This window comes from Amycolatopsis sp. NPDC058986, assembly GCF_042741125.1.
Lineage (GTDB): Bacteria > Actinomycetota > Actinomycetes > Mycobacteriales > Pseudonocardiaceae > Amycolatopsis.
In genome coordinates this window covers 1-26,181 of record NZ_JBHYJW010000093.1, presented here as the reverse complement: position 1 = coordinate 26,181, position 26,181 = coordinate 1, and the positions used below count along the sequence as shown (strand labels likewise).

Here is a 26,181-nt window from a genome sequence, read left to right as displayed (position 1 = left end):
CAGGCCAGGAGCGTGGCCGTTAAGGCCACCTTACGGGCGTCAGACGCCCGTAAGGTGGCCTTAACGGCAGGTCACGAAGGGGAGCAGCGCAGGACTGGGACCGGCGGGAGAGAGACCCGCCGGTGGAGGTGCGAGGGGCTTATTCGTCGCCGCCGGGGCGGAGACCCTGGTAGATCTCCTTGCAGGCCGGGCACACGGGCGACCCGGGCTTGGGCGACTTCGTCACCGGGAAGACCTCGCCGCACAGCGCCACCACGTGCGTGCCCATGACCGCGCTCTCGGCGATCTTGTTCTTGCGCACGTAGTGGAACATCTTCGGGGCGTCGTCGTCCGTCGAATCGGTGCCCTCGGGCCGGGTATCCGGCTTCGTCAACGTCTCAGTGCTCACCCCTGCAGGATACTTGCCCCCGGCCCGCTGACGAGCAAGGAGAACCCGATGCGCTGGCACAGTGCCCTCACCCTGCTCGGCGGCGACGGCCGGATCGCCGCCGAAGCCTGGACCGAGCTGGAGCGCCACTACGGCCAGCCGCACCGGCGCTATCACGACCTCCGTCACGCGGAGTCTGTCGCCCGTTACGCGGCGGAGTTCACCGACGACCCTCGCGTCACGCTGGCGGCTTGGGCACACGACGTCGTCTACGACGCCACTCCCGGCGACGACGAGCGCGCCAGCGCGGCGTGGGCCCGCCGCTGGCTCACCCGCGCCGGACTCGCCGAGGAGGACATCGCCCGCGTCGAGGAGCTGATCCTGACAACCATCAGCCACGACGCGCCCGCCGACGACCTCCTCGCCACGGCCCTGCTCGACGCCGACCTCGCGATCCTCGGCGCCGCACCGGAGGAGTACGCCGCGTACGCGCGCAACGTCCGGGAGGAATACGCGAAGTACCCCGACGAGGTCTGGACACCGGGGCGCATCGTGGTTCTGGAGCGGATGCTCGCGAAACCCCGGCTGTATCGCGGCGAATCCGCGCGGGAACGCTGGGAGGCGGCAGCGCGCCGGAACATCGCGGCGGAGCTGAGCCACTGGCGCTCCCCCGGCCTTGATCGCCAGAATGTCGAGCCGTGACACCCACTCTCTTCCCCCGCGACGAGGTCGCCACCGCGCTGCGCGAAGGCCGTCCTGTCGTGGCGCTGGAAAGCACGCTGCTGTCCCACGGCCTTCCGCCGGGCCGCAACCTCGACGTCGCGAGGCGGCTCGAACAGACCGTTCGCGACGGCGGCGCCGTGCCGGCCACGATCGCGGTCCTCGACGGGCGGCCGGTGATCGGGCTGTCGGGCGCCGAGCTGGAGCGGGTGTGCGCCGCGGACGCCGGGCTGGACAAGCTTTCCCTGCGCGACCTCGGACCGGCCGCAGGGCTCGGCCGGTCCGGCGCGACGACGGTCGCGAGCACCTCGGCGCTGGCCGCGGCGGCGGGCATCGGCGTGTTCGCCACCGGCGGGCTCGGCGGCGTCCACCTCGGCGCTTCGACCAGCTGGGACGTCTCGGCCGACCTCGGCGTGCTGGCGCGGATCCGGACCGTCGTGGTGTGCTCCGGCGTCAAATCCGTGCTCGACATCGCCGCGACGCTGGAGGTGCTGGAGACGAACTCGGTGCCCGTGCTCGGCTACCGGACCGGCGACTTCCCCGCGTTCTACCTGCGTTCCTCCGGCCATCCCGTCGCCCACCGCGTCGACGACGCGAAGCAGGCCGCCGCGGTCATCGCCGCGCATCGCATGTACGCGGATTCCGGGATCCTGCTAACGAATCCGATCCCCGAAGCGTCCGAAATGGACAAGGAGCTGCACGACCGGCTGCTCGCCGAGGGCCTGGAACTGTTGCGCGACAACGACATCCACGGCGCGGATGTCACCCCGGCGCTACTGGAGCACTTCCACAGCGCGAGCGGCGGGGTGAGCCTCGACGCGAACGAGGCCCTGGTCCTGTCGAACGCGAAGCTGGCTACCGAGGTCGCGGTCGCACTCAGCTGACGGGGTGCCGGACGTCGTCGGCGACCTGGGTGATCGCGGCGGAAAGCGCCTGCTGGAACACGGCGATCTGACGGTTCTCCAGGGAGAAATATTCGCCGTGGGGGCCGCTGATGCCGAGCGTCCCGTTGTTCGCCTCGACCGTGCAGACGGCCGTACTCCGCTCACCGTCCTGGCACCGGACCAGCCACTCACGCTGCGGTCCGGTGGCGGTGAACTCGGAAACCTGGGTACTCATCGGAACTCCTGACGTGTGATGTGGGACACTGACGAGGCAGAAAGCTACCACTTGAAATGCAAGTGCGGACTGCGTCGGACCGAGTTTGCACCCGTACGGGCGAATATCCGCCACAATCGCCCAGGACGGGGGCAGACTGCCCGCCATGACCCACTCCGATCCCGATCCCGGCCCCGTCGTGCAGCGGATCCTGCTCGGCGCCGACCTGCGCGACGCCCGCGAGGCAGCCGGACTCTCCAACGCCGAGGCCAGCAAGGCACTCGGCTGGTACACCGGCAAGCTCTCCAAGGTCGAGCAGGGGGACATGAAGGTCAGCGACAAGGATCTGGACAAGGCCGCCCGCATCTACGGAATCCCCAAGAGCCGCACGGCAAAGCTCCGGACCCTCGCCACCGACTCCCGCCGCAAGCTCCCACCCGCGCGAGTTCCGGAGCATTCGGTCAAGTACGTCAACCTGGAACGCGCCGCCACGGAACTGAAGATCTTCAACGGTAGTTGCTTCCCTGGTATCGTCCAGACCGCTGACTACGCCCGCGCCATGTTGGAACGATCGGTGACCACCTCGCCCGCGGACGTCGATCGCATGGCCGAGGACCGCGTCCACCGCATGGAGCGCATGAAGACACCCGGCGCGCCCCGATTGTGGCTGATTGTCGGTGAGGAGGCGTTGTACCGCGAGATTGGCGGACGAGCCGTCCTACGTGCCCAGCTTGAGCAGATCAGGGAGCTGGCCAAGTTGCCGCATGTGTGCGTGCAGATAATCCCGTTCGATGGCGGAGCACATGCCTCGCACGGAGTCGTGTTTTCGATCATCACTCTAATCGAAGGCCGACCCGGCGTCGTGTACGTCGAAGGGCTCACCGCGTCCGACTACCTGGGCAGGGAACACACGCGCGTCTACAACCTAGCCTTTGAAAATCTTCGTGGCAGCACCTTGAGCCAGCAGCGGACAACCGAGAGGATTAGCCGACGTATCAAGGAGTTGACGTAGGAGGCCACATGAATGCCCCGGATCTCACCGGCGCGCACTGGCGCAAATCGACACGTAGTGGTGGAGCACAGAACTGCGTGGAGGTAGCGCAATCCGCCACCTGGGCGGCGGTTCGGGATACCAAGAACCGGGACGCGGGCGCGCTGACCTTCAGCGCCGAGGCCTTCACCGCCTTCCTTGCCGCCGCCAAGAACTCGTAACAGCGTCGTCGTAGTCGGCGACGCCGCGCTCGACGTCACGGCCCGCCACCACGGTCCCCTCATACCCGGCGGCGACACCCGTGCGCGAGTGCGGTTCACCGGCGGCGGCGCGGGCGCGAACACCGCGCTGTGGCTGCGTTCGCTGGGCACCGAGACCACGCTGGTCACCCGCGTCGGCGATGACGCGGGTGGCAGGCTGGTCCACTCCGAGCTGACCAAAGCCGGGGTCCGCTGCGTGTTCACGATCGACCAGGACGCGCCGACCTGCTGTGTCGTCGTCCTGGTCGACGACGACGGCCAGCGCAGCATGCTCGCCGATCGCGGCGCGAACGCGCGCCTGCGTCCCGAAGACGTCCGGATTCCCGAAGGCGCCGCGCATCTGCACCTGTCCGGGTACGTGCTGCTCGAAGAGTCCTCACGCCCGGCGGGGCTCGCCGCGCTGGCCCACGCGAAAGAGTCCGGGCTCACGACGTCGGTCGATCCGCAGGCGGCGGCGCACCTCACCGAAGCCTTCCTCGAAGACATCAGCGGCGTGGATCTGTTGCTGCCCAACACCGACGAACTCGTCGCGCTCACCGGTTCACCCGAGCCCGCGAGCGCGAAAACACTCCTGGGCGCGGTGGGTGCCGTCGCGGTCACCGCCGGTCCCGACGGCGCGAGCTGGATCGACGCGGACGGCGTCACGAGCGTCCCCGCCGAGCGCGCGGACTGTGTGAACTCCACCGGCGCCGGGGACGCGTTCGACGCGGGAGTGCTGCACGCGTGGCTGGCCGGTGCGTCCACAGTGGACGTTCTGCGCGGCGGGGTACTGCTGGGAGCCCGCGCGGTCACCCGCACCGGCGCCCAGCCGTGAAAGCGGCTCAGCCGTCGATGACCCGGTGGTCCTTGCTCTCGATCGCCGTGGCCTCCCGCTGGTAGCGGTTGACCTTTTCGGACTTGCGGGGCGGGCGGTCGTTGGCGATGAGCACCGCGACCCACGGCAGCGGTACCGAGATGACCAGGAAGATCAGCGCCAGCCACCAGGTGTGGTAGGTGAGCCCGGCCAGAATGAGGCACGGGATGCGGCAGCCCATCATGATGACGTACTTCCGCTTGCGTGCCGCCAGCTGGTCGTCGTACGACGGAGCCGCCGCGGTGATGAGCACCGGGTCGGGACCGTGGGCGGGCGCGTTCACAGCACCACCTCCGTGTCCCATCGTCTCACTCGTCAGTGCTACCCGACAGAGGGGTGGGACAAACGGTGCAGAGCCGCGACCACGAGCGTCTCGACGCCGGTCCGCAGCGTCGGGTGCAGCACGGGCGCGAACTTCGGCGAGTGGTTGGACGGGATGTCGCGCTCGAACCGGCCCTCGGTCATCGCGCCGATGACGGTCTGCGCGTCCATGCCGCCGACCAGCCAGAACACCGAGGGCGCGCCGATCGCGGTGCCGAAGTGGCCGAAGTCCTCGCTGCCGGTGACCAGCGGCGCCTCCATCGCGCGCTCGGCGCCGAAGTGCTCGCGGAACACCCCGGCCAGGTCGTCCGCGGCGGTCTCGTCGTTGCGGGTCACCGGGAAGCTCGCGATCGTCTCGATCTCGGGTGGTTTCGGCGCGCCCGCGGTCTCGGCCTCCCCGCGCACGATGCGGTGCACCGCGGCGACCACGCGGTCGCGGACGTCGGAGTCGAACGAACGGATGTTGACCTCCAGCACGGCGTCGTCGGCGATGACGTTCGACGCGGTGCCCGCGTGCAGGGAGCCGACGGTGACCACGGCCGAGTCGGTGGCGGCGATCTCGCGGGACACGATCGTCTGGAGTTTCAGCACGACCGACGCCGCCAGCACCACCGGGTCCACGGTCGTCTCCGGGCGCGAACCGTGCCCGCCCCGGCCGTGCAGCGTGATGCGCAGCGAGTCGGTGGCGGCCATGATCACGCCCGGCCGGGTGAGCACCCAGCCCGCGGGGCCCGGCGTGACGTGCTGGCCGAACACGAAGTCCGGCTTCGGGGCGCGGTCGAACAGGCCGTCGTCGACCATCCTGGCCGCGCCGCTGCCCTGCTCCTCCCCCGGCTGGAAGACGGCGAGCACGGTGCCCGACCAGGTGTCGCGGGAAGCGGCGAGCAGCGCGGCGGCCCCGGAGAGCCAGGTCGCGTGCATGTCGTGGCCGCAGGCGTGCATCACCGGGACGTCCGTGCCCTGCGCGTCGGTGCCGCGGGCGGTACTCGCGTAGGACAGGCCGGTCTTCTCCTCGACCGGCAGCGCGTCGATGTCGGCGCGCAGCATGACCGTCGGGCCCTCGCCGTTGCGCAGGATGCCGAGCACCCCGGTCCCGCCGATGCCCGTGTGCACTTCGTAACCGTCGCGTTCGAGCCGCGCGGCGAGGATCCCGGCGGTGCGGGTTTCGGCGAAGGACAGCTCGGGGTGCTGGTGGAGGTCGACGTACAGCGCTTCGAGATCCGGCAGGGCCGCCTCGAGCGGGGCCAGGACACGTTCAATGCTCACCGGGCCATCGTGGCAGGCTTACCGACCGTGAGCACCTTTACCGTCCCCGATCTGTCCGACGACGTCTGCGCGCGGCTGCGTGAGGCGTTCCTGCGCACCGGCTACGACGCGGACGGTGTCGTGAACGTCCTCGGCGGCGCCGCGCACGCCGCGCTCGGGCGGGGCGAGCCGGAACTGGCGTACCGCGCGAGCCTCGACGGCGGTGAACTCGGCACGCTGATCCGGCTGTTCCTGCTGGCCGGCACCGAGCCGGAGAACGCGGTCAAGGCGGCTTTCGCGCCGCTGCCCGTCGAGGACGCTGTCGCCGCAGGTGTCCTGCGCGGCGCGGGTGACGGATTCCGCGCGGCGCTCGACATCCGGCCGCACGGCGACGACGACGGCTCGTGGTGGGTGGTGTCGGACCTCGACTCCGACGCGCTCGGCCACGCCGTGCCCGAAGACCACGTGCTAGGCGTAGGGCACGCGTCGCTGAGCCTGATCCGGGCGACGAGCCGCCGTCCGGTGGGCAGTCTGCTCGACCTCGGCACCGGCAACGGCGTCCAGGCACTGCACGCGACCCGGCACGCACAGCGGGTCACCGCGACGGACGTCTCGGCGCGGGCGCTCGCGCTCGCCGGCGCGACGTTCCGGCTCAACGAGCTCGACGTCGAGCTGGCCAGGGGCGAGTGGTTCGCGCCGGTCGCGCGGCGGCGGTTCGACCAGGTCGTGTGCAATCCGCCGTTCGTGGTCGGGCCCGCCCGCGTCGACTACACCTACCGCGACTCCGGGCTCGCCGGGGACGACGCGAGCGCGCTCGTGGTGCGTCAGCTGCCCGCGTTCCTGAACGAGGGCGGCGTCGGCCAGTTGCTCGCGTCGTGGCTGCACGTGGGCGGCGAGGACTGGGGCGACCGGGTCGCGCGGTGGCTGCCCGCGGAGACCGACGCGTGGTTCGTCCAGCGGGACGTCGCCGATCCGGGTCTGTACGTCGGCACGTGGCTGCGCGACGCCGGGATCGACCCGCGTTCGCCCGAGGGCCGGGCGAAATCCTCGGCGTGGCTGGACTGGTTCGCCGCGAACGACGTCCGGGGCATCGGGTTCGGTTTTGTCACACTGCGACGCGCGAGCGGTGTCACACCGACCGTGGTGTGCGAGGACCTGCGACAGGCCTACGACGATCCGCTCGGCGAAGAGGCCGGGCGCTGGCTCGACCGCGTGGAGTGGTTGCGCCACAACGGCGATTCGCTGCTGGATGTCCGATTCCGGGTGCCGTCGACGGTGTTGCTGGAGTCGGTCGGCGAGCCCGGCGAGGAGGGCTGGGAGACGACGATCCGGCGTCTCCATCGAACGGACGGACCCGGCTGGCAGCACGAGGTCGACGAACTCGCCACGCGGCTCCTCGCGGGGTGTCGGGGCGCGTTGCCGCTGGAGGACCTGATCGAGCTTCTCGCGGCCGCGCAAGGCCTCGAATCGGACGAACTGGCCGCGGCGGCGCTGCCCGTCGTCCGGGAACTCGTCCGGCACGGAATGCTCGTCCCGGCGGACTCGTGAGGGCCGTCGCGGCCCGCGTGAGCCGGGCGAGCGTGACCGTCGACGGCAGTGTGGCCGGCGCCATCGACGAGCCGGGTTTGCTGGTATTGCTGGGAATTCACGTCGACGACGACGTCGCGAAGGCGGCGGTGATGGCGCGGAAACTGCACGAGCTGCGCATCCTGCGGGACGAACAGTCCTGTGCCACCGCGGGCGCTCCCCTGCTCGTGGTGAGTCAGTTCACGCTCTACGGGGACACGAAGAAAGGGCGCCGGCCGTCCTGGACGAAGGCGGCCCGCCCGGAGGTCGCGGAGCCGCTCGTGGACGCCGTCGTCGCCGAGTTGCGCGGGCGCGGCGCGACGGTGGCGACCGGGGTTTTCGGCGCGATGATGGCCGTGGAGAGCGTCAATGACGGTCCGTTCACGGTTCTGGTTGAGGTTTAGACCACACCGGTTCCTCCCTTGTCCGTTTTCGTGACGAGACCCGGGTCACCCCGCGCCGGACGTCCGATCGAGGACACATCGTTCCCGGCGCATCGTTCGGACAGGGACGAAACGCCACGGAACCGGGTCCGATCGGGCACGCGGGGAATGGGCTGAAGGTGCCCTTCAGCGCGTCCAGCGCAACGAAAGCGCCCTTCAGCGCGTCCCGCGCACTGAAAGTCCCCTTCAGCCCACGTACGGGAGCGGGCACGGAACGGTTCATTTTTCTCAGGATTCTCAGCTTTCCCCAGGTTTCCCCTTGGTTTCCCCTTCTCAGGAAAAGCTCAGCTTTGGTGGAGCAACCGGCGGCCCAGTACGGCCGTCCCCTTTTCAGCGAGCCGGGAACGTTTTGGAAACCCGGAGCGTTGACCCAAGTGTCCAGCCCAAGCCGGCTGGGCCCGCGGATCGGGTTTCCACAGGGCTCGATGCGCAGGGTGCAGACCGGCGTGACACACCGCAGCACGTTCAGCCCGTGACCGGGGAGGCAGAATGTCAGTCCAGACTCTCGAACGCGAAGCGCGCGGGATTCGCGAGCGCGGGATTCCCACCCAGCAGATCGACGAGCCGGCGAGCGTGGGGGCGCTCACCGACGCCGATCTCGACGCGCAGAGTCCCGCCGCCGACCTTGTCCGCGTGTACCTCAACGGCATCGGCAAGACCGCCCTGCTGTCCGCGGCCGACGAGGTCGAGCTCGCGAAGCGCATCGAAGCCGGTGTGTTCGCCCAGCACATGCTGGAAACCGGTGAAGACCTGTCCGCCAAGCGGCGCAAGGAGCTGTCCGCGCTGGTGCGGGACGGCCACCGGGCCAAGAACCACCTGCTGGAGGCCAACCTCCGCCTGGTGGTCTCGCTCGCCAAGCGCTACACCGGCCGGGGGATGCCGCTGCTCGACCTGATCCAGGAGGGGAACCTGGGTCTGATCCGCGCGGTGGAGAAGTTCGACTACTCCAAGGGGTTCAAGTTCTCGACCTACGCCACGTGGTGGATCCGCCAGGCCATCACCCGCGGCATGGCCGACCAGGGGCGCACCATCCGGCTGCCCGTCCACCTGGTGGAACAGGTGAACAAGCTGGCCCGCATCAAGCGCGACCTGCACCAGCAGCTCGGCCGGGACGCCACGCACGAGGAGCTGGCCGCCGAGTCCGGCATCCCCGCGCACAAGATTTCCGACCTGCTCGACCACTCGCGTGACCCGGTGAGCCTGGACATGCCGGTCGGCACCGAGGAGGACGCGCCGCTCGGGGACTTCATCGAGGACTCCGAGGCCACCGACGCCGAGAGCGCGGTCATCTCCGGGCTCCTGCAGGACGACCTGCGCCGGGTCCTGGCCACGCTGGACGACCGCGAACAGCACGTCATCCGCCTGCGCTACGGCCTCGACGACGGCCAGCCCCGCACCCTCGACCAGATCGGCAAGCACTTCGGGCTCTCCCGCGAGCGCGTCCGCCAGATCGAGCGCGAGGTCATGTCCAAGCTGCGCCAGGGCGAGCGGGCCGACCGGCTGCGCGCATACGCCAGCTGAGGCGGTTGTCGGGGCGAGCTGTGCTCGCGGAACGCGCTCGGGGGCGGGCGCCCCTGCTCGCGGAGCGCTCGCCGGGCCCCCTCGCCATGTCCCCTGGGGGTCGAACCCCCAAACCCCCGCCAGGGGGCAAGCCCCCTGGACCCCCCGCCGTGGTCGCCTCGTGTAGGTGACTTCGGCTTGGCTCCGGCGGGGTCGTGAATGGCACAGTGCCGTTCACGGCACGGGCTCTGCGGTGCGTGTCGCGCGGTCCTCGCGCCCTCACCGCGAAACCTCGCGGGGTAGCCGCTCACCTTGGGTGAACGGATCCGGCATCTCGGTGGTGATTCGATCAAGTTTCGCGGGGTCGGGCGGTTGGGGGTTTGAGAGCGCCGGGGGCGGGGCATTGAAGGGGTCGGCAACACCCGTTCGGCCGCGTTGACTTATGACCTGGGTCACGACACTGTCGTGACAGGTGTCACGTCCAGGGCGGAAGTGGCGCCAGGTGAGGCTTCGCGGTCGGATGTGCCTGCATCCGGACCGCATCCCCCGGGAGGTCGGGTCCGTCGGGGTGGGCCCGGCCTCCCGACCCAACTTCACAAGCTTTCCCCTGCGAAGGCGCCGCTTCGGTCACCGAGGCGGCGCCTTCGATTTCCGTGCGGCCACGGGCAAATCCCGCTCCGCAACATGCAGGCCGGACATGTCGTGTGCCACAGTCCGGCGCGCTGTCCGGCACACGGCGCGCGGGCGCGACGGGACGTTGGGTACTTTGGGCGGGTTCCCCGAATCGCCCGGCAAAGGAGCCGCGCTGTGGCGCCCACCACCACGTTCCAGCACACCGAGGTCCTGCCGCTGGGCAAGGACACCACCACCGAGTACCGGCTGCTCACCACCGAGGGTGTCGAGCAGGTCGAGGCCGCGGGCCGGAAGTTCCTCCGGATCGACCCCGAGGCACTGACCCGGCTCGCGCGGACCGCGATCACCGACATCCAGCACCTGCTGCGCTCGTCGCACCTTGCGCAGCTGCGAGCGATCGTCGACGACCCCGAGGCCAGTGGCAATGACCGGTTCGTCGCGATGGACCTGCTGCGCAACGCGGCGATCTCCGCGGGCGGGGTGCTGCCGATGTGCCAGGACACCGGCACCGCGATCGTGATCGGCAAGCGCGGCGAGGGCGTCCTCACCGGCGGGGACGACGAGCGCGCGCTGTCCCAGGGGATTTTCGACGCCTACCAGGAACTGAACCTGCGGTATTCGCAGATGGCCCCGGTGAACTTCTGGGAGGAACGCAACACCGGCACCAACCTGCCCGCGCAGGTCGAGCTGTACCACAAGGATGGGCAGGACGACCCGGCGTACGAATTCCTGTTCATGGCCAAGGGCGGCGGCAGCGCGAACAAGACTTTCCTTTACCAGGAAACGAAAGCCGTCCTGAACCCGAAGCGGCTCGCCCGGTTCCTCGACGAAAAGCTGCGGAGCCTCGGCACCGCCGCGTGCCCGCCGTACCACCTGGCGATCGTGGTCGGCGGCATGTCCGCGGAGTTCAACCTCAAGGTCGCGAAGCTGGCCTCCGCGCGCTATCTGGACACGTTGCCGCAGAACGGTTCCGAGCTGGGACACGCCTTCCGCGACCCGGACCTCGAGCAGCAGGTGCTGGAGATGACCCGGCAGTTCGGGATCGGCGCGCAGTTCGGCGGCAAGTACTTCTGCCACGACGTCCGCGTCATCCGGCTCCCCCGCCACGGCGCGTCGTGCCCGGTCGGGATCGCGGTGTCCTGTTCGGCCGACCGCCAGGCGAAGGCGAAGATCACCGCGGACGGTGTGTTCATCGAGCAGCTGGAGCGTGACCCCGCGCGGTTCCTCCCGGATGTCACCGAGGACGACCTGTCCGACGAGGTCGTGAACGTCGACCTGAACCGGCCGATGGCCGAGATCCGCGCGCAGCTGTCCCAGCTGCCGGTGAAGACCCGGCTTTCGCTGACCGGACCGCTGGTCGTGGCTCGCGACATCGCACACGCGAAGATCGCCGAGCGGCTCGACGCCGGCGAGGAGATGCCGCAGTACCTCAAGGACCACCCGGTGTACTACGCGGGCCCGGCGAAGACGCCGGAGGGCTACGCGTCCGGTTCGTTCGGCCCGACCACGGCCGGGCGGATGGACTCCTACGTCGCGCAGTTCCAGGCCGCGGGCGGCTCGCTGGTCATGCTGGCCAAGGGAAACCGGTCGAAGCAGGTGACCGGCGCCTGCCGCGAGCACGGCGGGTTCTACCTCGGCTCGATCGGCGGGCCCGCGGCCCGGCTGGCCAAGGACTGCATCCGCAAGGTCGACGTGCTGGAGTACGCCGAACTCGGAATGGAAGCGGTGTGGCGCATCGAGGTCGAGGACTTCCCCGCCTTCATCGTCATCGACGACAAGGGCAACGACTTCTTCGCCGCGACCTCGGAACCGGTGCTGCAGATCAGTTTCCGCTGACGCGGCGAGATCCCTCCCGGCCGTCCACAGTGGTCTGTACGACCACGGCCGGGAGGGATCTCGCGCACCTCAGCCGACGCGTTCGATCCGCGCGTTCCGGATGAGGAACTTGCCGGGTTCGGCGACCTGTTCGAAGGCCGCGTTGTTGAGCAGCGCGCAGCTACCGGAAACCGAGGTCACCTCCACGGTGGTGGACTTGTCGTTGTCCAGGTTGGTGACCTTGAGCTTCGTGCCGGCCGGGAACTGGTCGCTGGACGCGGCGGGTGCTCCGCCCTCGCCCGACAGCGTCACGGTCGAACCCTGGCAGACGACGTCACCGGCCTGCTGACCGCTGTTCTGGTTCTTGCCGTTCTGGGCCTTCCCGTTCTTGCCGTTCTGGGCGCCCTTGCCCTGCTGGCACTGGTTGCCATTCTGCCCCGCCTTCCCGTTCTGGTTCTGGTTTTCGCCGTTCTGGTCCTTGTTCTTGTCGGCGTCCTTGCCGTTCTTGCCGTTGTCCTGAGCCATGCCTTTCCGGTCGGCGTCGCCCTGGGCGTTGTCCATCCCGTTGGCGTTGCCCTGACCGTTCATACCGTTGGCGCCCATGCCGTTGTTCATGCCCTGGGCATCGTTCATACCGTCGGCTTGCTTGTTCTTGTCGTCTCCCTTGGCATTGCCGCCGCTGCCCTGGTCCTTGGCGTTGCCCTGGCAGTTCTGCCCGTTCTTGCCGTTCTGCTGATCCGGCGCCTTGCCGACGACGTCGGCGGTGCATCCGGCGGCCTGGCGGCGCTGCTGGATGAGGTCCACCACCGACTGCCGGTTCGCGATCCTCGCCGCGGACTGCGCGTCCGGGTTCGCCTTCTGTCCTTCGATGAAGGTGAGGTTGTTCCGCAGGGCCGTGTCCAGCCCGGTGCAGCTTTCGGCGGCCTGGCTGGCTCCCGTGCTCATCGCGATCGCCGCCGCGGTGATCCCGGATACGCCCAGCAGCGCGGCGAGTCCGATCGTCGCCTGCCTGCGGTGCCTGCCCTTACTCGACCGGGGCATGTGCCCACTCCTCTCTCATCACCACCTCTCCCCTGACTACGTTTCGATAACGGAAACGGTTCACACGAGTCAGCCCCGGCGAGCCGGAAGGCCCGCCGGGGCTGTACGCGTTCTTCGGGTTACTTCGCCGGGGACGTCTTCAGGACGACGGTCCGGTCACCCAGCGGTGCCGCAAGCGGCACGGAGATCACCGGGTAGCGGATGTCCATGGTGCACATCTGGCCCGTCTGGGCCTTGGTCTCGCTCAGGTCGACGACGACGTGCTGGGCGTTCTGCTCGATCGCCGAGCCGAGTGCGTGGCCGCAGCCGCCTTCCTGGGCGCGGATGTTGAGGACCGCCCCGCCGTTGGCGGTGTACGCCTCCTTCGGGAAGCCTTCGGGCAGGGCCTTCGTGTCGAGTTTGTTCGGCGGCACCGGAACGCTGCCCTCGGGGACTTCCATCCGGGGCTTGCCCGGCGGGCTGCCGCGCGGCGGTTCGGCCGGCTTCGCGTTCGGCGACGAGGACGGGGTCCCTGGCGGAGCCGCCGATGGCGAAGACGACGCGCTGCCGCCGGGTGCGCCGTTACTGGATCCGGGCTGTGCTGTCGTGTTGTGACCGCCGCAGGCTGTCGCGAGCACGAGGACCATGCCTGCACCGGCCAGCTTCGCTGAGTACCTCATGCCCGTAAGGACGGAGCGGGGTCCGCGCCGGGTTGCACGGGGGCGTGGATCCACGCGTTCCGGATCGCGTGCAGCGCCAGCTGGAAGCGGTTGGCCGAGCCGGTGCGCTCCATCAGGTTCTCCAGATACCGGAACAGGGTCCGCCTGCTGACACCCATCGCGCGGGCGGCCTGGTCGTCGGTCAGCCCGGCCGCGAGCAGGCCGAGCAGCCTGCGTTCGCTGGGCCGCACCGAGGAGCCCGGGACGTCGGCGGCGAAGCCCAGCGGCAGCGCGGCGCGCCAGCACATGTCGAACAGCCCGATCAGCGCGTCGAGCAGGCCGCACGGGCGGATCAGCAGCACCGGGCGGTCCGCGTCGTTCGCGGGCGAGACCACCGCGTACTCGTCGTCGACCAGGAGCAGTTTCACCGGCACATCCGGCAGGATCCGCGCCTGCTCCCCCGCTTTCCCGCAGGGCACGACGTTTTCGGCGAGGTACTCGGGTCTTTCCAGCGCCGCTCTGCCGTAGACGGCGCGGTAGCGGACGCCGCGCGCGAGGTTGTCCAGCTCGACCTCGTTGGCGTCGGCATCGGCGTAGTAGGGCGGCGAGTCGAGACCACGCACCTCGGTGCGGGCGGACCGTTCCAGCTGACGGACCCGGTCGGCCGCGGCGGGTCCGCCGATCACCTCGATGAACTGTCCGGCGCGATCGGTGCCGGGGCTCCGGCGGCGTTGGTCGAAGGCGTGCGCGACGGCTATCCGCGCGCGGGCGAGTTCCGCCTCGCGCCGCCGGACGAGCGCGGCCAAAGCGAGTTCCGGGCGCAGCGCCACGAAGGACGTTTCGTCACCCTCGGCGGGTCCGGCCAGACCGTGCTCGGTCAGCACGGCGAGGCAGCGCAGGACGTCGCCGACGTCCCGGGCCGCGTTCGTGGCAAGGGTTCCGGGCGCGGCGGGGCCCGACGAAAGTAGGTGCAGGTAGGTTTCCGCCTCGTCCTCTTTGAGGCCCAGCGTCACGAGATGACCGATTGAGTCCGGGACCATCCGGGCCTCCTCGACCGCACGAACCGACACTTTTGCGCCACTGACACGAACGCGTCACCGGCGAGATTCCACGCACTGTATACAACGTGACACCGATGGGTTATCCCCATTCGGATGAATCTCCCCTGGAGGGTTCATGTCCCGATCGGTTCGAAGAATCCTTGCCACGGCGGCGTTCTCCGCCCTGGCACTGACCGCGCCCGCACTGCCCGCCCTCGCCGCGCCCGCCGCGGCCCATCCCACCGCCTACGCCTGCGACCAACATGTGAGTCCAGGCAGGGCAACATGTTTCGCGCAACGACTGACCGACACCGCCGGCGCACAGCTCGTCCCGAACGCCGCGCCGAGCGGCTACGGGCCGACGGACCTGCGCTCGGCCTACAACCTCACCGCCTCGGGAAGCGCTTCCGCGACAGTGGCCATTGTGGACGCCTACGACGATCCGAACGCCGAGTCGGACCTGGCGAGCTACCGGTCGACCTACGGGTTGCCCGCGTGCACCACGGCGAACGGATGTTTCAAGAAGGTCAACCAAAACGGCCAGACGAGCCCGCTGCCGAAGGCGGACACCGGCTGGGCCGGGGAGATCTCGCTCGATCTGGACATGGTTTCGGCGATCTGCCCGAATTGCCACATTCTGCTCGTCGAGGCGGACCAGCCCACGATGCAGGATCTCGGGACCGCGGTGAACACCTCGGTGTCGCTCGGCGCGAAATACGTGTCGAACTCCTACGGCGGCGGTGAAGACGGCAGCGAAAACACCTACGACACCAGCTATTTCAAGCACCCCGGCGTCGCGATCACCGCGAGCACCGGCGACAGCGGCTACGGGATCAGCTACCCCGCGTCGTCGCAGTACGTGACCGCGGTCGGTGGCACCTCGCTGTCTCGCAGCAGTGGCGGCCGCGGCTGGACGGAGTCCGCGTGGAACGGGGCGGGCAGCGGCTGCTCGACCAGCGTGCCCAAGCCGTCGTTCCAGAACGTCACCACCGGCTGCGCCAAACGGGCGAACGCCGACGTCTCCGCGGTGGCCGACCCGCAGACCGGCGTCGCGGTCTACCAGACCTACGGCGGCAGCGGCTGGGCCGTGTACGGCGGGACGAGCGCGTCCGCGCCGATCATCGCCTCGGTGTACGCGCTCGCCGGAACCCCCGGCGCGTCGGACACTCCCGGCGCCTACCCGTACGCGCACACCGGAAACCTCTACGACGTGACGTCCGGCAGCAACGGCAGCTGCTCGACGCCCGTGCAGTGCAAGGCGGGCCCCGGCTGGGACGGCCCGACCGGGCTCGGCACCCCGAACGGGACCGCCGCGTTCACCGCGGGCGGCAGCAATCCCGGTCAGGTCGCGGTCACGAACCCGGGCAGCAAGACCGGTGTCGTGGGCACGGCGACGAGCCTGCAGCTGTCGGCTTCCGGCGGGTCCGGCGGCTACACGTGGACCGCGACCGGGCTGCCCGCCGGGCTCTCGATCGCCGCGTCGAGCGGGCTGATCTCGGGCACGCCGACGACCGCGAGCACCTACTCGGTCACCGCGACCGCCAAGGACAGCAGCGGAGCCACCGGCAGCACCACGTTCTCGTGGACGATCACGACGTCCGGGGGCACCTGCACCGGCCAGCTGCTGAGCAACCCCGGTTTCGAGAACGGCACCAGCCCGTGGACCGCGACCGGCGGCGTCGTCAGCACCGCGTCCGCGGGTGAGGCACCGCATTCGGGCAGCTACGTGGCCTACCTCGACGGCTACGGCAGCACGCACACCGACACCGTCTCGCAGTCGGTGAGCATCCCGGCCAACTGCCACGCGTCGCTGTCGTTCTGGCTGCACATCGACACGGCCGAGTCCGGTTCGACGGCGTACGACAAGTTCACCGTCAAGGCGGGCTCGACGACGTTGGCGACGTACTCCAACGTCAACGCCGCCTCCGGCTACCAGCAGCACACGCTCGACGTGTCCTCCCTGGCCGGGCAGACCGTGACGATCACCTTCACCGGCACGGAGGACTCGTCGCTCCAGACGTCCTTCGCGCTGGACGACACCTCGCTCACCCTGAGCTGACCCCCGGTGGGCTGAAGGGGACTTTCCTCGCATCGCATGCGCTGAAAGTCCCCTTCAGCTCGTCCTACGAGAGGAAAGTCCCCTTCAGCCCAGGCGCAGGACGACCTTGCGGGCCCCGATCGGCGCGGTGAGCGGGACCGGGAGGGTGATCTCCTTGACGTGGTCCGGGCAGACCTGGCTGCGGGCCGCGCGAATCACCGTGATCAGCACGACCACCTGGCGGTCGTCCTGCTCGGTGGCCTTGGCGTCGAGTTGGTCGCAGCCGCGCTGCTCCTCCTGGACGAACAGCGTCTTCCCGCCGTCCGCGGCCGCGACGGGGCGGGCGTAGCCGTCGCCCATCCCGCTGCTGTCGACCTGGGTCGCGGGCAACGCCGTGTCACCCGCCGGCACGCCCTGGGTCGGACGGCTCTGGCCCGGCGGGTTGCCGGGCTGGGCCACCGGCGGAGTCGCCGACGTCGACGGCGGAGCGGACGGCGGAGCCACCGAGGAAGCCGTCGGCGAAACGCTGTTCCCGGCAGGCGTCTTCGGCGGCGCGTTGTCCTGACAAGCCGCCGCCAGCACCATCACCGCGCCGATCCCCAGTACCTTCACCGCGCTTCGCATATCTTCCAGACGGAACGGGCGCCGCGGAGGTTGCACGGGTTCAGCGATGTGCCGCGCGACCGCGGACGAGACCGAGCAGCACCACCCCGGCCAGCGTCACCGCCAGCAGCAGCACGGTGCTCGCCGAGGCGAGGAACACCTGGCCGCGAGCGGTGAGCGCGAAGATGCTCGCCGGGAGCGTCCGCCAGTCCGGCGGGTACAGCATCATCGTCGTGCCCAGCTCCCCCATCGACATCGCGAGCGCGAGACTCGCCGACGCCGACATCGCCGGGAGCAGTACCGGGAGCCGGACCCGCAGCAGCACCCGCGCCGGGCTCGCGCCGAGACTCGCGGCGGCCTGCGCGAGCAACGGGTCGACGCGGGCCATCGCGGCCGAAACCGTGCTGTAGGCGAACGGCAGCAGGATCATCAGGTGCCCGAGCAGCACGATCCAGCGCGTCCCGTTGAACGCGAGCGGCGGACGGCTGAACGCGACCAGCAGCGCCAGGCCGAGCACCACCGAGGGCACCGCGATCGGCAGGTGGAACACGGTGTCCACGACGCGGCGCACGCGCGACGGCGCCTTCTCCGCCGCCAGCGCCGCCCACGTGCCGAGCAGGACCGCGGCGGCCGAGGTGATCACCCCGGTCTGCACGCTCACCGACAGGCTCGCGAACGTCTCCCCCGACAACGCTTCTGCGAAGTGCGCGCCGGTGAGACCGCCCGGCAGCACGCCGGTCCAGTGGCCGGCGAACGACGCGAGCACGATCATCACCAACGGCGCCAGCACGACCGCGGTGAACAGCACGCCGAACACCGTCCACAGCACGATCCTGCTACGCCGCGTCCACAGCAGCACGAGGTCCTCCCTTCTGTGTCTTGCGGGACACCCGCACCCGGTCGGCACGACGAGCGGCTGCGCGATTGTAAGCTCGTCGTGCCTCCGACGCCCAGCGATAAAACCCATACAGCGCAAGGGAAAGCGCCACGTTGACCATCGCCACCACACACGCGGCGGGAAAGTCGAACGTCACGATCGCCTTGCCGTAGATCAGCGTCGGCAGCGTGGCGACGTCCTTCGCGCCGAGGAACAACACGATCCCGAACTCGTTCATCGCCAGCAGCATGGTGAGACAGGCGCCCGAAGCCAGCGACGGCAACGCTTCGGGCAGGATCACCCGCCACAGCACCCGGCCCGGCTTCGCGCCGAGGCTCGCCGCGACGTCGAGCTGGGCGGCGGGCACCTGCCCGAACGCGGCGAGCGCCGGGCGCATCACGAACGGGGTGTAGAACGTGATCTCGGCGAGCAGCACGCCCCACGGCGAGTACAGGAACCCGCCCGCGCCGAGGATTCCCGCGCTGCCGTAGAGAAACGTGAACGCCAGCGTGATCAGGAACGACGGGAACGCGAGCACGGTGTCGACCAGCCGCGACAGCGCCCGCGCGCCGGGGAACGGGACGAACGCGATCACCAGCGCGAGGAACGTGCCGAGCAGCACACAGCCCGCGGTCGCGCCGAGCGCGAGCGCGACAGTCTGTCCGAGCGCGTCGCGGAATTCGGCCGAGCCGAGGACGTCGGCCCAGACCGACAGGCCGACCTCGCCGGACTTCGCCGTCAGCGACTGCCCCGCGACGAGCGCCAGCGGGTACCCGAAGAACCCGAGCAGCAGGACGAGCGGCGGTAGCAGCCAGGGCAGCCAGCCGCGGTCCGTCCTGCCCCGCTCGCGGCCCCGGCTCCTGGCCGCTTCGAGCGCGATGCCGGTCACCTCTTCACCCCGATCCCGACAAGCGGGCAACCATCCGGAATGGACACTCCGACCGGTTCGCCGACGCCGGGCAGTCCGTCCACACCGGACACTTCGGCGCGGATCTCGCTGCCGTCGTGCCGCAGTTCGAGGTCGATCCGGTAGCCGCTGCCCCGCCACTGGACACCGCGCACCAGCGCGGGGAGCGCGTCCGGGCTCTCCGCCGCGCGCACCTCGACGCGATGCGGCCGCACCCCGAGCGCGACGGCCTGGCCGTCGGCGATCACACCGGTGGCCTCGGCGGCCAGCTCGCGTTCACCGAGGCGGACGGTCACCAGCCGGTCGCCGTCGGCGCGGATCAGCTCGACCGGGATGAGGTTGGACGCGCCGAGGAAGCTCGCGGTGAACTCCGTCGCGGGATAGCGATAGAGCTGTTCGCAGGGCCCGAGTTCGACCAGCCGCGCGTCCCGCATGACCGCGATCCGGTCGGCCAGCGCCAGCGCCTCGCCCTGATCGTGGGTGACGTAGATCAGCGTCGTGTCCGGCAACTCCGCTCGCAGCCGCAGGAGTTCGGCGACCATGTCCTCCCGCAGCGCGGCGTCCAAAGCGGACAGTGGCTCGTCGAGCAGGAGCACGCGGGGGCGGATCGCCAGCGCCCTGGCGAGTGCCACCCGCTGCTGCTGCCCGCCGGAAAGCTCCCTCGGGTAACGCCGCGCGTACTTCCCCATACCGACGAGGTCGAGTACTTCGCCGACGCGACGGGCAGTGTCCGCTTTGGACATCCGGCGTGCCTTGAGCCCGAACGCGACGTTGCCGTCGACCCGCATGTGCGGGAACAGCGCGTAACTCTGCACGACGACGCCGAGGCCCCGCCGGTGCGGCGGGAGGTCCGTGACATCCTCGCCGTCGAGCAGGACCCGCCCCGCGCTCGGGCGGACGAACCCCGCCAGTGCCTTGAGCGCGGTCGACTTCCCCGATCCGGACGGCCCGAGCATGGCCAGCGTCTCGCCGCGCGCCACCGTGAGATCAAGCGGCGCCAATGCCCTCGTCCGTCCGAAGTGGACCTCGACGCCGCGGAACTCGACCGCCGGGGTCATCGGCCCACGGCCTTCTTGTACGCGGCGAGGGCGGCGTCGAGCCCGCCGAGCACCGCGGTCCAGTCCGGCTGCCAGATGTCCACACCGGACAGTGCGGCCTTGACCTTCTCCGCTTTCGGTCCGCTCGTGGTCACGTCGGCGCGGGCCGGGATTCCGTACGCGTCGGCCGCCTTCGCCTGGGTTTCCGGCGAGAACAGGAAGTCGAGCAGCTTCTTGGCGTTGTCGGCGTGCGGTGCGTTGGTGACGAGCCCGGCGTAGTACGGCAGCGCGAACGTCGAGCGCTTGCCCTGCGCGTCGGCCGGGAAGAACACCGAGAAGCCACCGCTCTTGTCGATCTCGGCGAGGTTCATCTGCACGTCGCCGTTGGCGACCAGGAGCTCGCCCTTGGCGACCTTGGGCTGGAGCTTGCCGGTGGACGAGGACGGGCCGACGTTGCTGGCCTCCAGCTTGCCGAGGTACTCCAGTGCGCCCTGCTCACCGAGAACGTGCTGGAGCTGCAGGAGAACCGCGGTGCCGTCGCCCGCCTCGCCGGGTGTGGAGTACTGGATCTTTCCCTTGAGCGACGGCGCGAGGAGATCGTCCCAGGTCTTCGGCGCCGGGTTCTGAGCGTTGTGGATGAAGCTCAGGTAGTTGTTCATCATCGCGAAATAGCGGCCCTGCGGGTCCTTCTGCGGGGCGGGCACCTGGTCGGCCCCCTGCGGGCTCGACGGCGCGAGCAGCCCCTGCGCGGCGGCACGCTGGATGAACGGCGGCAGCGTCACCAGGACGTCGGCCTGGGTGTTGGCCTTCTCCTTCTCGACCCGGGAGGCCACCTCGCCCGATCCGGCGGTGACCGCCTGGACGGTGATGCCGGTCTTGGCCTTGAACTCCTCGAACCGGGCGGTGTACCAGTCCTCCAGTCCGTCCACTGTGTACACCACGACACTCTTGTCGCCGCTCGCGCCGCCCGCGGTGCCCCCGCACGCGGTCAGCACGGCGAGCAGCGTCGCGGCGAGGGCGGCCGTCGCCAGCCGCTTGGTGGTCTTCATGTCTTGCTCGCTCCTCAGGCAGGGATCAGCAGTTCGGGGAGATCACGGATCGAATCGAGGACATGGGTGGCACCGGCTTCGACGAACTCGTTCCGCTTGCCGGAGCCGGTCAGCACACCGGCCACAATGGACGCTCCGGCGCGGAGTCCGGTTTGGATATCCACCGGCGTGTCCCCGGCGACGGCGATGTTTCGCACGTCGCCGACCTCCAGCCGCAACGCCGCGGCCAGCACCAGATCGGGATACGGCCGTCCACGCACGCCTTCTCCCGGCGCGAGCACGAGGTCGGCGACGTCGTGCCAGCCCAGCGCGTCGAGGATCGCGTGCTGCGTGGCAGGGGCGAACCCCGTGGTAAGGGCGACCTTGACGCCGTCCTCCCGGAGACCGCGGATGACGTCCTCGGCGCCCGGGATCGGCGCGCATGCGCCGTCGGCGACGAGCTTTTCGTACGCACGCTGGAACTCTTCGTTGGCGGCGACAGCCTTGGCCTCGTCACCGAGCATGGCACGGAAGACGGTGATCTTCGACTGGCCCATGGTGTCGATGACGTACTTCAGCATCTCCGGGTAGCGACCGTCCTTTTCGGACACTCCGGCGGAGGCGATGGCGGCGGTGAAGGCACGCACGACGAGGCCGTCGTCGGCGACGGTGGTGCCCGCCATGTCCAGTACGGCCAGTTCGATGGTCACAGTCCCAGCTCCTCTGCGGTGTCTTCGGCGATGGCGGGTGAACAGGTCATGCCGCGGCCGCCGGGCCCGGTGACCAGCACGGCGTTGTCGGCGACCCGCGCGCGGTGCACGATGCGCGCCGGATCGGTGGCCTGCGCGTAGACCCCGGCCCAGCGGCGGCGGATCCGGGGCAGCGGACGGCCGAGCAGCGCGGCGGCGACGTCGGCGAGATGGTCGTACGGGTCCTCGTCGACGTCGAAGCCGAAAGGCTCGTCGTACTCGTGGGTGTCACCGATGGTCAGCGAGCCGTCGAGCCGCTGCACCATCAGCAGTTGCATGGCGTTGCGCGCGGCGACCTCGCCCTGGGGCTGCCCGGAGTTGAGCGCGTCGAGGGCGTCGCCACGATAGGCCGGGTAGTACCGGAAGCTGTCGGCGTCGGCGACGCTCGTGGTGAGCGGCTCGCCGAGCGGTTCGGTCTGGGCCATCTGCAGCCGGACGCGGCGCACCGGCGCCGGCCCCGCCAGTTCGCGGACGAGCCCGCCGAGCCACGCGCCGGTGCAGAACACGACGACGTCCCCGACGTGCCGCTCGCCGCGGTCGTCGACGACGCCGATGCCGGTCAGTTCACGGACTTCGCGCCCCGGGAGCCAGGTGTAGCGGCCGGTCTTTTCGAGCGCGGCCCGCAGCGCGGGCTGGGCGACGCGGGGCTCGACGGCGCCGTCGCGATCGCACCACAGCGCGCCGAGGAAGTCGCCGCGCAGTGCGGGATTCAGCTCGCGGACCTCGGCGGCGTCGAGGAGTTTGAACCCGCGGTCGGCCGCTTCCGCGCTCGCCGTCACCTGCCGCGCGACAGCGAGTTCCGCGTCGGTCCGGACGACGGTGAGGGACCCGTTGGGCCGGAAGCCCACCCCCGGCACCTTCGCGCCGATCCGCTCCCAGAGCACCCGCGCGCGCTGGGCCGTCGCCAGCTCCGGCCCGGAGGCACGGCCCCCGACCCAGACCAGCCCGAAGTTCCGCACGGACGCGCCGCGCGCCTCGGGCTCGCGTTCGAGCTGGACCACTTCATGGCCGCGTTCGACGGCCTGCCAGGCGTGCATCGTGCCGAGCACGCCGCCGCCCACAACAAGGATTCGCACGCCGCCTACGCTCGCCGCCGGCCGCCAACGGAGCCTGGCCACCGGACGAACGCCGGGTAAAGGACCCCCGAATATTGGACCGGATGAGTTACCGTTTCGTTACCAGTGGTCGAGCGCCCGAATGCGGCATTGGGTGCGTTGGACGCATGAGCCGCCGCTATTCGACGCGGCCCAGGCGGGTCATGAAGCTGAGCCGGTCACCGCGGAACAGCGAGCGGACCCGTTCGAACGGTTCGCCGTCGGGGCCCCACGAGATCCGGTGCATGAGCAGCATGGGCAGCGCCGGGTTCGTGCCGATCAGCAACGCTTCCCGCGGCGTCGCGAGCACGGTCTCGACGCGCTCCTCGGCGCCGTCGAACACGACATCGAGCCGCTCGCGCAGGCAGGCGTACAGCGATTGCTCCGGATCGAACACGTCGAGCAGCGTCGGGAACCGGGCGGCACGCAGATATGTCGACTCGAGGCCGACGCGTTCGGCGTCGGCGAGCAGCACCCGCTCGATGTGGATGATCTCGTCCTCCGGCTCGATCCGCAGGTCGGCGGCGAGCGCGGGGCCGGCGGCCCGGCGTTCGAGGGTGATCACGTTCCGGCCGGGCTCGATGCCCTGCCGTCGCAGACCTTCGGTGTAGCTGACCAGCGCGAGCGGCTGCACGATCTTCGGCGGGGCGACATAGGTCCCGCTCCCCTGCCGCCTGCTGAGCCTGCCTTCGAGGACGAGTTCCCCGACCGCCTGGCGGACGGTCGCGCGCGAGACCTCGAACCGCTCGCACAGTTCCCGCTCGGTGGGCAGCGCGCTGCCCTCGCCGAGTTCGTCGATCGCCTCCAGCAGGCCGACCTTGACCGCGTAGTAGCGGGGAATGCGGCCGTGCTCGGGGATCCCGTCGCGGACGGGGCCGTCGGCGGAGAGGCGGGTCGGCGAGAAACGTGCGGTCACGGAACCCGAGACTAGGCCCTCCGGACGCAGACGTGGTTCGCTGTCCCGCGACAGGCAGGCCGACGCGAAGGATCACCTGGATGAGCTCGACCCCCATGGCCCGGCGGCTCGGCCTCGGCGACGCGGTGTTCCTCGGCCTCGGCTCGATGATCGGGGCCGGCGTGTTCGCCGCGTTCGCCCCGGCCGCCCACGCGGCGGGGTCCGGGCTGCTGCCCGCGCTCGCGCTCGCCGCGGTGGTCGCCTACTGCAACGCGACGTCGTCGGCCCGGCTGGCCGCGCGGTATCCGGAGTCCGGCGGGACCTATGTGTACGGCAGGGAACGGCTCGGCGAATTCTGGGGTTTCCTGGCGGGCTGGGGATTCGTGACCGGGAAGACGGCCAGTTGCGCGGCGATGACGCTGACCGTCGTCGCGTACGCCGCGCCGGGACTGGACCGGCCGTGGCGGAGCATGCTCGCGGTGGCGGTCGTCGCGGCGCTGACCGGGGTCAACTACCGCGGGGTGCACCGTTCGGCGCTGGCGACGCGGGTGATCGTCACGATCACCCTGCTGGTGCTGGCATTGTCGGTCGCCTCGATGCTCTCTGGTGGAGCGGCGTTCGCCGTCACGCCGTTCGCGGACTTCCGGACGAGCGGGGTACTGGAGGCGGCAGGGCTGTTGTTCTTCGCGTTCGCGGGGTACGCGCGGCTCGCGACGCTCGGTGAGGAGGTCCGCGACCCGGCCCGCACGATCCCGCGCGCCATCCCGCTCGCACTCGGGCTCGCCCTCGTCGTCTACGCCGTCCTCGCGGTGGTGCTGCTCGTCCGGCTCGGCCCCGCGGGACTCGCCGCGAGCGCCGACCCGATCGCGGCGGCGGTGTCCGGGTCGCCGTGGCCGTGGCTGACGCCGGTCGTGCGCGCCGGTGCCGCGCTCGCCGCGCTGGGTTCTCTGCTCGCGCTGATCCTCGGGGTGTCGCGGACGTCGCTGGCGATGGCCCGCGACGGGCACCTCCCCCGGTTCCTGGCCGTCGTCCATCCCCGGTTCGGCGTCCCGCACCGGGCCGAGCTGGCGGTCGGGACGATCGTCGCGGTGCTGGCCGCGTCGATCGATCTTCGCGGCGCGATCGGGTTTTCGTCCTTCGCGGTCCTCGCGTACTACGCCGTGGCCAACTCCGCGGCGTTGACACTGCGGCGCGAGGAGAACCGCGCGCCCCGCGTCATCGGGGTCGCCGGCCTGCTCGGCTGTGTCGTCCTGGCGTTCAGCCTGCCGTGGACGTCGGTGGTGACCGGCTGCGGGGTGCTCGCGCTCGGCGCGGCCGCCTACGGTGTGCGGCACCTTCGCCGCTGAGTCCATTGTGGACTACCAGGTTACGGGCTTGTAACCAGTCCGCTGGTGACCCATTTGCCGGAAAGACCCGAAGAAAGTCGGTAGTCCCCATGTGGGTGCCTCTGGTGTAGTCGATGGGCGGCCGCGTGCAGTGCCTCAGTATCCACTGTGGACTCCGGAAGGAATGATCCCTTGGCCCCCAAGCGATGGTTCACCCTGCTCAGAAACGCCGCGATCGGACTCGCGGCGGCCGCGACGATCTCCTCGTTCGCCACCCCGGCGGTCGCCGCCGAACCCCCGTCCACCGACGTCGTCGGCGGAACCCGTGCCGCGCAAGGAGAATTCCCGTTCATGGTGCGGCTGTCCATGGGCTGCGGCGGAGCGCTCTACACCAGCCAGATCGTGCTGACCGCGGCGCACTGTGTCAGCAGGACGGGCGCGAACAGCTCGATCACCGCCACCGTCGGCGTGGTCGACCTGCAGAGCACCAGCGCGCAGAAGGTGAAGTCGACCTATGTGTACCGGTCACCGACCTACGGCACGGACACCGGCGGTGACTGGGCGCTGATCAAGCTCGCGAGCCCGGTCACCGGCCTCGCGACGCTGCCGATCGCGACGACGTCGTCGTACAACAACGGCACCTTCACGATCGCGGGCTGGGGCGCGGCGACCGAAGGCGGGTCGCAGCAGCGTTACCTGCTCAAGGCGCAGGTCCCGTTCGTCACCGACGCCACCTGCCAGGCACAGGGCGGGTCGTACGGCGAACTCATCCCGAGCGCGGAAATCTGCGCGGGCAACGTGTCGGCCGGCGGGGTGGACACCTGCCAGGGCGACTCCGGCGGGCCGATGTTCCGGCGGGACAACAACAACGCCTGGATCCAGGTCGGCATCACCAGCTGGGGCGACGGCTGCGCCCGGCCGCACGCGCCCGGTGTGTACACCGAGGTGAGCACGTTCGCGTCGGCGATCGCGGACGCCGCCAAGAAGATCTAGCTTCCGGACCGCAGGACCTCAATGCCGTCAAGGCCACCTTGCGGGCGACAGACGCCCGTAAGGTGGCCTTGACGGCATTTCAGCGCGTCTTGTCCAGGCGGGAC

27 protein-coding genes are annotated in these 26,181 nt (G+C 70.2%); 12 read left to right on the top strand and 15 right to left on the bottom strand.

What is annotated here, in order from left to right:
* Positions 1–139 precede the first annotated feature (139 nt).
* Positions 140–388 carry a DUF3039 domain-containing protein gene (locus tag ACFW0G_RS42840; protein WP_378331301.1) on the bottom strand — a complete coding sequence of 83 codons (249 nt, stop codon included), beginning with the start codon at positions 386–388 and terminating at the stop codon, positions 140–142.
* 48 nt (positions 389–436) lie between these two features.
* On the opposite strand from ACFW0G_RS42840, the gene ACFW0G_RS42835 reads away from it, so the two are divergent.
* Both ACFW0G_RS42835 and ACFW0G_RS42830 read left to right on the top strand, forming a co-directional pair.
* Positions 437–1,069, top strand: a complete 633-nt coding sequence (locus ACFW0G_RS42835) for a hypothetical protein (RefSeq protein WP_378331300.1) — start codon at positions 437–439, stop codon at positions 1,067–1,069.
* Positions 1,066–1,971 carry a pseudouridine-5'-phosphate glycosidase gene (locus tag ACFW0G_RS42830; RefSeq protein WP_378331299.1) on the top strand — a complete coding sequence of 302 codons (906 nt, stop codon included), beginning with the start codon at positions 1,066–1,068 and terminating at the stop codon, positions 1,969–1,971. The genes ACFW0G_RS42835 and ACFW0G_RS42830 overlap by 4 nt, the downstream gene beginning before the upstream one ends.
* Here the strand turns inward: ACFW0G_RS42830 and ACFW0G_RS42825 are convergent.
* Entirely contained in the window at positions 1,964–2,206 is a 243-nt protein-coding gene (locus tag ACFW0G_RS42825) for a hypothetical protein (protein WP_378331298.1), read from the bottom strand. The genes ACFW0G_RS42830 and ACFW0G_RS42825 overlap by 8 nt on opposite strands.
* 145 nt (positions 2,207–2,351) lie before the next feature.
* Between ACFW0G_RS42825 and ACFW0G_RS42820 the strand changes: the two genes are divergently transcribed.
* Genes ACFW0G_RS42820 through ACFW0G_RS42810 form a run of 3 tightly spaced genes read left to right on the top strand, consistent with a single transcriptional unit; the run spans position 2,352 to position 4,250 of the window.
* On the top strand, positions 2,352–3,197 hold the full coding sequence (locus ACFW0G_RS42820; protein ID WP_378331297.1) for a Scr1 family TA system antitoxin-like transcriptional regulator: 846 nt from the start codon (positions 2,352–2,354) through the stop codon (positions 3,195–3,197).
* A gap of 8 nt (positions 3,198–3,205) precedes the next feature.
* On the top strand, positions 3,206–3,397 hold the full coding sequence (locus ACFW0G_RS42815) for a DUF397 domain-containing protein (protein WP_378331296.1): 192 nt from the start codon (positions 3,206–3,208) through the stop codon (positions 3,395–3,397).
* The gene (locus tag ACFW0G_RS42810) at positions 3,375–4,250 is read left to right on the top strand and encodes a carbohydrate kinase family protein (protein ID WP_378331295.1); all 876 of its coding nucleotides are present in this window, start codon (positions 3,375–3,377) and stop codon (positions 4,248–4,250) included. Before ACFW0G_RS42815 ends, ACFW0G_RS42810 begins: the two co-directional genes overlap by 23 nt.
* A gap of 7 nt (positions 4,251–4,257) precedes the next feature.
* Here ACFW0G_RS42810 and ACFW0G_RS42805 read toward each other — a convergent pair whose 3' ends face one another.
* Positions 4,258–4,593 (bottom strand): DUF3099 domain-containing protein, encoded by a 336-nt coding sequence (locus ACFW0G_RS42805; RefSeq protein ID WP_378331294.1) that lies wholly within the window; start codon positions 4,591–4,593, stop codon positions 4,258–4,260.
* Positions 4,594–4,610: 17 nt separating this feature from the next.
* A complete protein-coding gene (locus ACFW0G_RS42800; RefSeq protein WP_378331293.1) occupies positions 4,611–5,876 on the bottom strand; it encodes an amidohydrolase in 1,266 nt (421 codons plus the stop codon).
* Between the two features lie 27 nt (positions 5,877–5,903).
* Between ACFW0G_RS42800 and ACFW0G_RS42795 the strand changes: the two genes are divergently transcribed.
* The 4 genes from ACFW0G_RS42795 to ACFW0G_RS42780 all read left to right on the top strand — a co-directional run bounded on the left by ACFW0G_RS42795 (position 5,904) and on the right by ACFW0G_RS42780 (position 11,833).
* A complete protein-coding gene (locus ACFW0G_RS42795; protein WP_378331292.1) occupies positions 5,904–7,403 on the top strand; it encodes a methyltransferase in 1,500 nt (499 codons plus the stop codon).
* The gene (dtd, locus tag ACFW0G_RS42790) at positions 7,400–7,825 is read left to right on the top strand and encodes a D-aminoacyl-tRNA deacylase (RefSeq protein WP_378331291.1); all 426 of its coding nucleotides are present in this window, start codon (positions 7,400–7,402) and stop codon (positions 7,823–7,825) included. Before ACFW0G_RS42795 ends, dtd begins: the two co-directional genes overlap by 4 nt.
* Before the next feature lie 528 nt (positions 7,826–8,353).
* On the top strand, positions 8,354–9,385 hold the full coding sequence (locus tag ACFW0G_RS42785) for a sigma-70 family RNA polymerase sigma factor (RefSeq protein ID WP_378331290.1): 1,032 nt from the start codon (positions 8,354–8,356) through the stop codon (positions 9,383–9,385).
* Between the two features lie 786 nt (positions 9,386–10,171).
* Entirely contained in the window at positions 10,172–11,833 is a 1,662-nt protein-coding gene (locus ACFW0G_RS42780; protein WP_378331289.1) for a fumarate hydratase, read from the top strand.
* Positions 11,834–11,902: 69 nt separating this feature from the next.
* Here the strand turns inward: ACFW0G_RS42780 and ACFW0G_RS42775 are convergent, their stop codons facing one another.
* From ACFW0G_RS42775 to ACFW0G_RS42765, 3 genes are all read right to left on the bottom strand, one after another.
* Entirely contained in the window at positions 11,903–12,853 is a 951-nt protein-coding gene (locus ACFW0G_RS42775) for a hypothetical protein (RefSeq protein ID WP_378331288.1), read from the bottom strand.
* A gap of 119 nt (positions 12,854–12,972) precedes the next feature.
* Positions 12,973–13,512, bottom strand: a complete 540-nt coding sequence (locus ACFW0G_RS42770) for a hypothetical protein (protein ID WP_378331287.1) — start codon at positions 13,510–13,512, stop codon at positions 12,973–12,975.
* Complete coding sequence (locus ACFW0G_RS42765; protein WP_378331286.1) at positions 13,509–14,531, bottom strand: helix-turn-helix domain-containing protein; 1,023 nt, start codon at positions 14,529–14,531, stop codon at positions 13,509–13,511. Before ACFW0G_RS42765 ends, ACFW0G_RS42770 begins: the two co-directional genes overlap by 4 nt.
* Before the next feature lie 136 nt (positions 14,532–14,667).
* On the opposite strand from ACFW0G_RS42765, the gene ACFW0G_RS42760 reads away from it, so the two are divergent.
* Positions 14,668–16,590, top strand: a complete 1,923-nt coding sequence (locus ACFW0G_RS42760; protein WP_378331285.1) for a putative Ig domain-containing protein — start codon at positions 14,668–14,670, stop codon at positions 16,588–16,590.
* 84 nt (positions 16,591–16,674) lie between these two features.
* On the opposite strand, the gene ACFW0G_RS42755 is transcribed toward ACFW0G_RS42760, so the two are convergent.
* The 8 genes from ACFW0G_RS42755 to ACFW0G_RS42720 form a co-directional block, all read right to left on the bottom strand.
* Positions 16,675–17,193, bottom strand: coding sequence for a hypothetical protein (locus ACFW0G_RS42755; protein WP_378331284.1), 519 nt, complete (start codon positions 17,191–17,193; stop codon positions 16,675–16,677).
* A gap of 40 nt (positions 17,194–17,233) precedes the next feature.
* Positions 17,234–18,031 carry an ABC transporter permease gene (locus ACFW0G_RS42750; protein WP_378331283.1) on the bottom strand — a complete coding sequence of 266 codons (798 nt, stop codon included), beginning with the start codon at positions 18,029–18,031 and terminating at the stop codon, positions 17,234–17,236.
* On the bottom strand, positions 18,009–18,938 hold the full coding sequence (locus ACFW0G_RS42745) for a 2-aminoethylphosphonate ABC transporter permease subunit (protein WP_378331282.1): 930 nt from the start codon (positions 18,936–18,938) through the stop codon (positions 18,009–18,011). The genes ACFW0G_RS42750 and ACFW0G_RS42745 overlap by 23 nt, the downstream gene beginning before the upstream one ends.
* Positions 18,935–20,014, bottom strand: a complete 1,080-nt coding sequence (locus ACFW0G_RS42740; RefSeq protein ID WP_378331281.1) for an ABC transporter ATP-binding protein — start codon at positions 20,012–20,014, stop codon at positions 18,935–18,937. The genes ACFW0G_RS42745 and ACFW0G_RS42740 overlap by 4 nt, the downstream gene beginning before the upstream one ends.
* Positions 20,011–21,042: a 2-aminoethylphosphonate ABC transporter substrate-binding protein gene (locus ACFW0G_RS42735; protein WP_378331280.1), complete on the bottom strand. Its 1,032-nt coding sequence runs from the start codon at positions 21,040–21,042 to the stop codon at positions 20,011–20,013. Before ACFW0G_RS42735 ends, ACFW0G_RS42740 begins: the two co-directional genes overlap by 4 nt.
* Before the next feature lie 14 nt (positions 21,043–21,056).
* Entirely contained in the window at positions 21,057–21,731 is a 675-nt protein-coding gene (locus tag ACFW0G_RS42730; RefSeq protein ID WP_378331279.1) for a phosphonatase-like hydrolase, read from the bottom strand.
* The gene (locus ACFW0G_RS42725) at positions 21,728–22,846 is read right to left on the bottom strand and encodes a TIGR03364 family FAD-dependent oxidoreductase (protein WP_378331278.1); all 1,119 of its coding nucleotides are present in this window, start codon (positions 22,844–22,846) and stop codon (positions 21,728–21,730) included. Before ACFW0G_RS42725 ends, ACFW0G_RS42730 begins: the two co-directional genes overlap by 4 nt.
* A 157-nt stretch (positions 22,847–23,003) precedes the next feature.
* On the bottom strand, positions 23,004–23,780 hold the full coding sequence (locus tag ACFW0G_RS42720; protein ID WP_378331277.1) for a GntR family transcriptional regulator: 777 nt from the start codon (positions 23,778–23,780) through the stop codon (positions 23,004–23,006).
* Positions 23,781–23,860: 80 nt separating this feature from the next.
* Here ACFW0G_RS42720 and ACFW0G_RS42715 point away from each other — a divergent pair, with 80 nt between their 5' ends.
* Both ACFW0G_RS42715 and ACFW0G_RS42710 read left to right on the top strand, forming a co-directional pair.
* Positions 23,861–25,105, top strand: a complete 1,245-nt coding sequence (locus tag ACFW0G_RS42715) for an APC family permease (protein WP_378331276.1) — start codon at positions 23,861–23,863, stop codon at positions 25,103–25,105.
* A 171-nt stretch (positions 25,106–25,276) separates the two neighbouring features.
* Entirely contained in the window at positions 25,277–26,077 is an 801-nt protein-coding gene (locus ACFW0G_RS42710; protein WP_378331275.1) for a S1 family peptidase, read from the top strand.
* Positions 26,078–26,181: the final 104 nt, after the last annotated feature.

Excerpts from the sequence above, each read along its gene's own strand:
- ACFW0G_RS42835 (WP_378331300.1), top strand. The coding sequence starts at position 437 with ATGCGCTGGCACAGTGCCCTCACCCTGCTCGGCGGCGACGGCCGGATC.
- ACFW0G_RS42825 (WP_378331298.1), bottom strand. The coding sequence starts at position 2,206 with ATGAGTACCCAGGTTTCCGAGTTCACCGCCACCGGACCGCAGCGTGAG.
- ACFW0G_RS42820 (WP_378331297.1), top strand. The coding sequence starts at position 2,352 with ATGACCCACTCCGATCCCGATCCCGGCCCCGTCGTGCAGCGGATCCTG.
- ACFW0G_RS42815 (WP_378331296.1), top strand. The coding sequence starts at position 3,206 with ATGAATGCCCCGGATCTCACCGGCGCGCACTGGCGCAAATCGACACGT.
- ACFW0G_RS42805 (WP_378331294.1), bottom strand. The coding sequence starts at position 4,593 with ATGGGACACGGAGGTGGTGCTGTGAACGCGCCCGCCCACGGTCCCGAC.
- ACFW0G_RS42785 (WP_378331290.1), top strand. The coding sequence starts at position 8,354 with ATGTCAGTCCAGACTCTCGAACGCGAAGCGCGCGGGATTCGCGAGCGC.
- ACFW0G_RS42775 (WP_378331288.1), bottom strand. The coding sequence starts at position 12,853 with ATGCCCCGGTCGAGTAAGGGCAGGCACCGCAGGCAGGCGACGATCGGA.
- ACFW0G_RS42770 (WP_378331287.1), bottom strand. The coding sequence starts at position 13,512 with ATGAGGTACTCAGCGAAGCTGGCCGGTGCAGGCATGGTCCTCGTGCTC.
- ACFW0G_RS42765 (WP_378331286.1), bottom strand. The coding sequence starts at position 14,531 with ATGGTCCCGGACTCAATCGGTCATCTCGTGACGCTGGGCCTCAAAGAG.
- ACFW0G_RS42760 (WP_378331285.1), top strand. The coding sequence starts at position 14,668 with ATGTCCCGATCGGTTCGAAGAATCCTTGCCACGGCGGCGTTCTCCGCC.
- ACFW0G_RS42755 (WP_378331284.1), bottom strand. The coding sequence starts at position 17,193 with ATGCGAAGCGCGGTGAAGGTACTGGGGATCGGCGCGGTGATGGTGCTG.
- ACFW0G_RS42740 (WP_378331281.1), bottom strand. The coding sequence starts at position 20,014 with ATGACCCCGGCGGTCGAGTTCCGCGGCGTCGAGGTCCACTTCGGACGG.
- ACFW0G_RS42735 (WP_378331280.1), bottom strand. The coding sequence starts at position 21,042 with ATGAAGACCACCAAGCGGCTGGCGACGGCCGCCCTCGCCGCGACGCTG.
- ACFW0G_RS42715 (WP_378331276.1), top strand. The coding sequence starts at position 23,861 with ATGAGCTCGACCCCCATGGCCCGGCGGCTCGGCCTCGGCGACGCGGTG.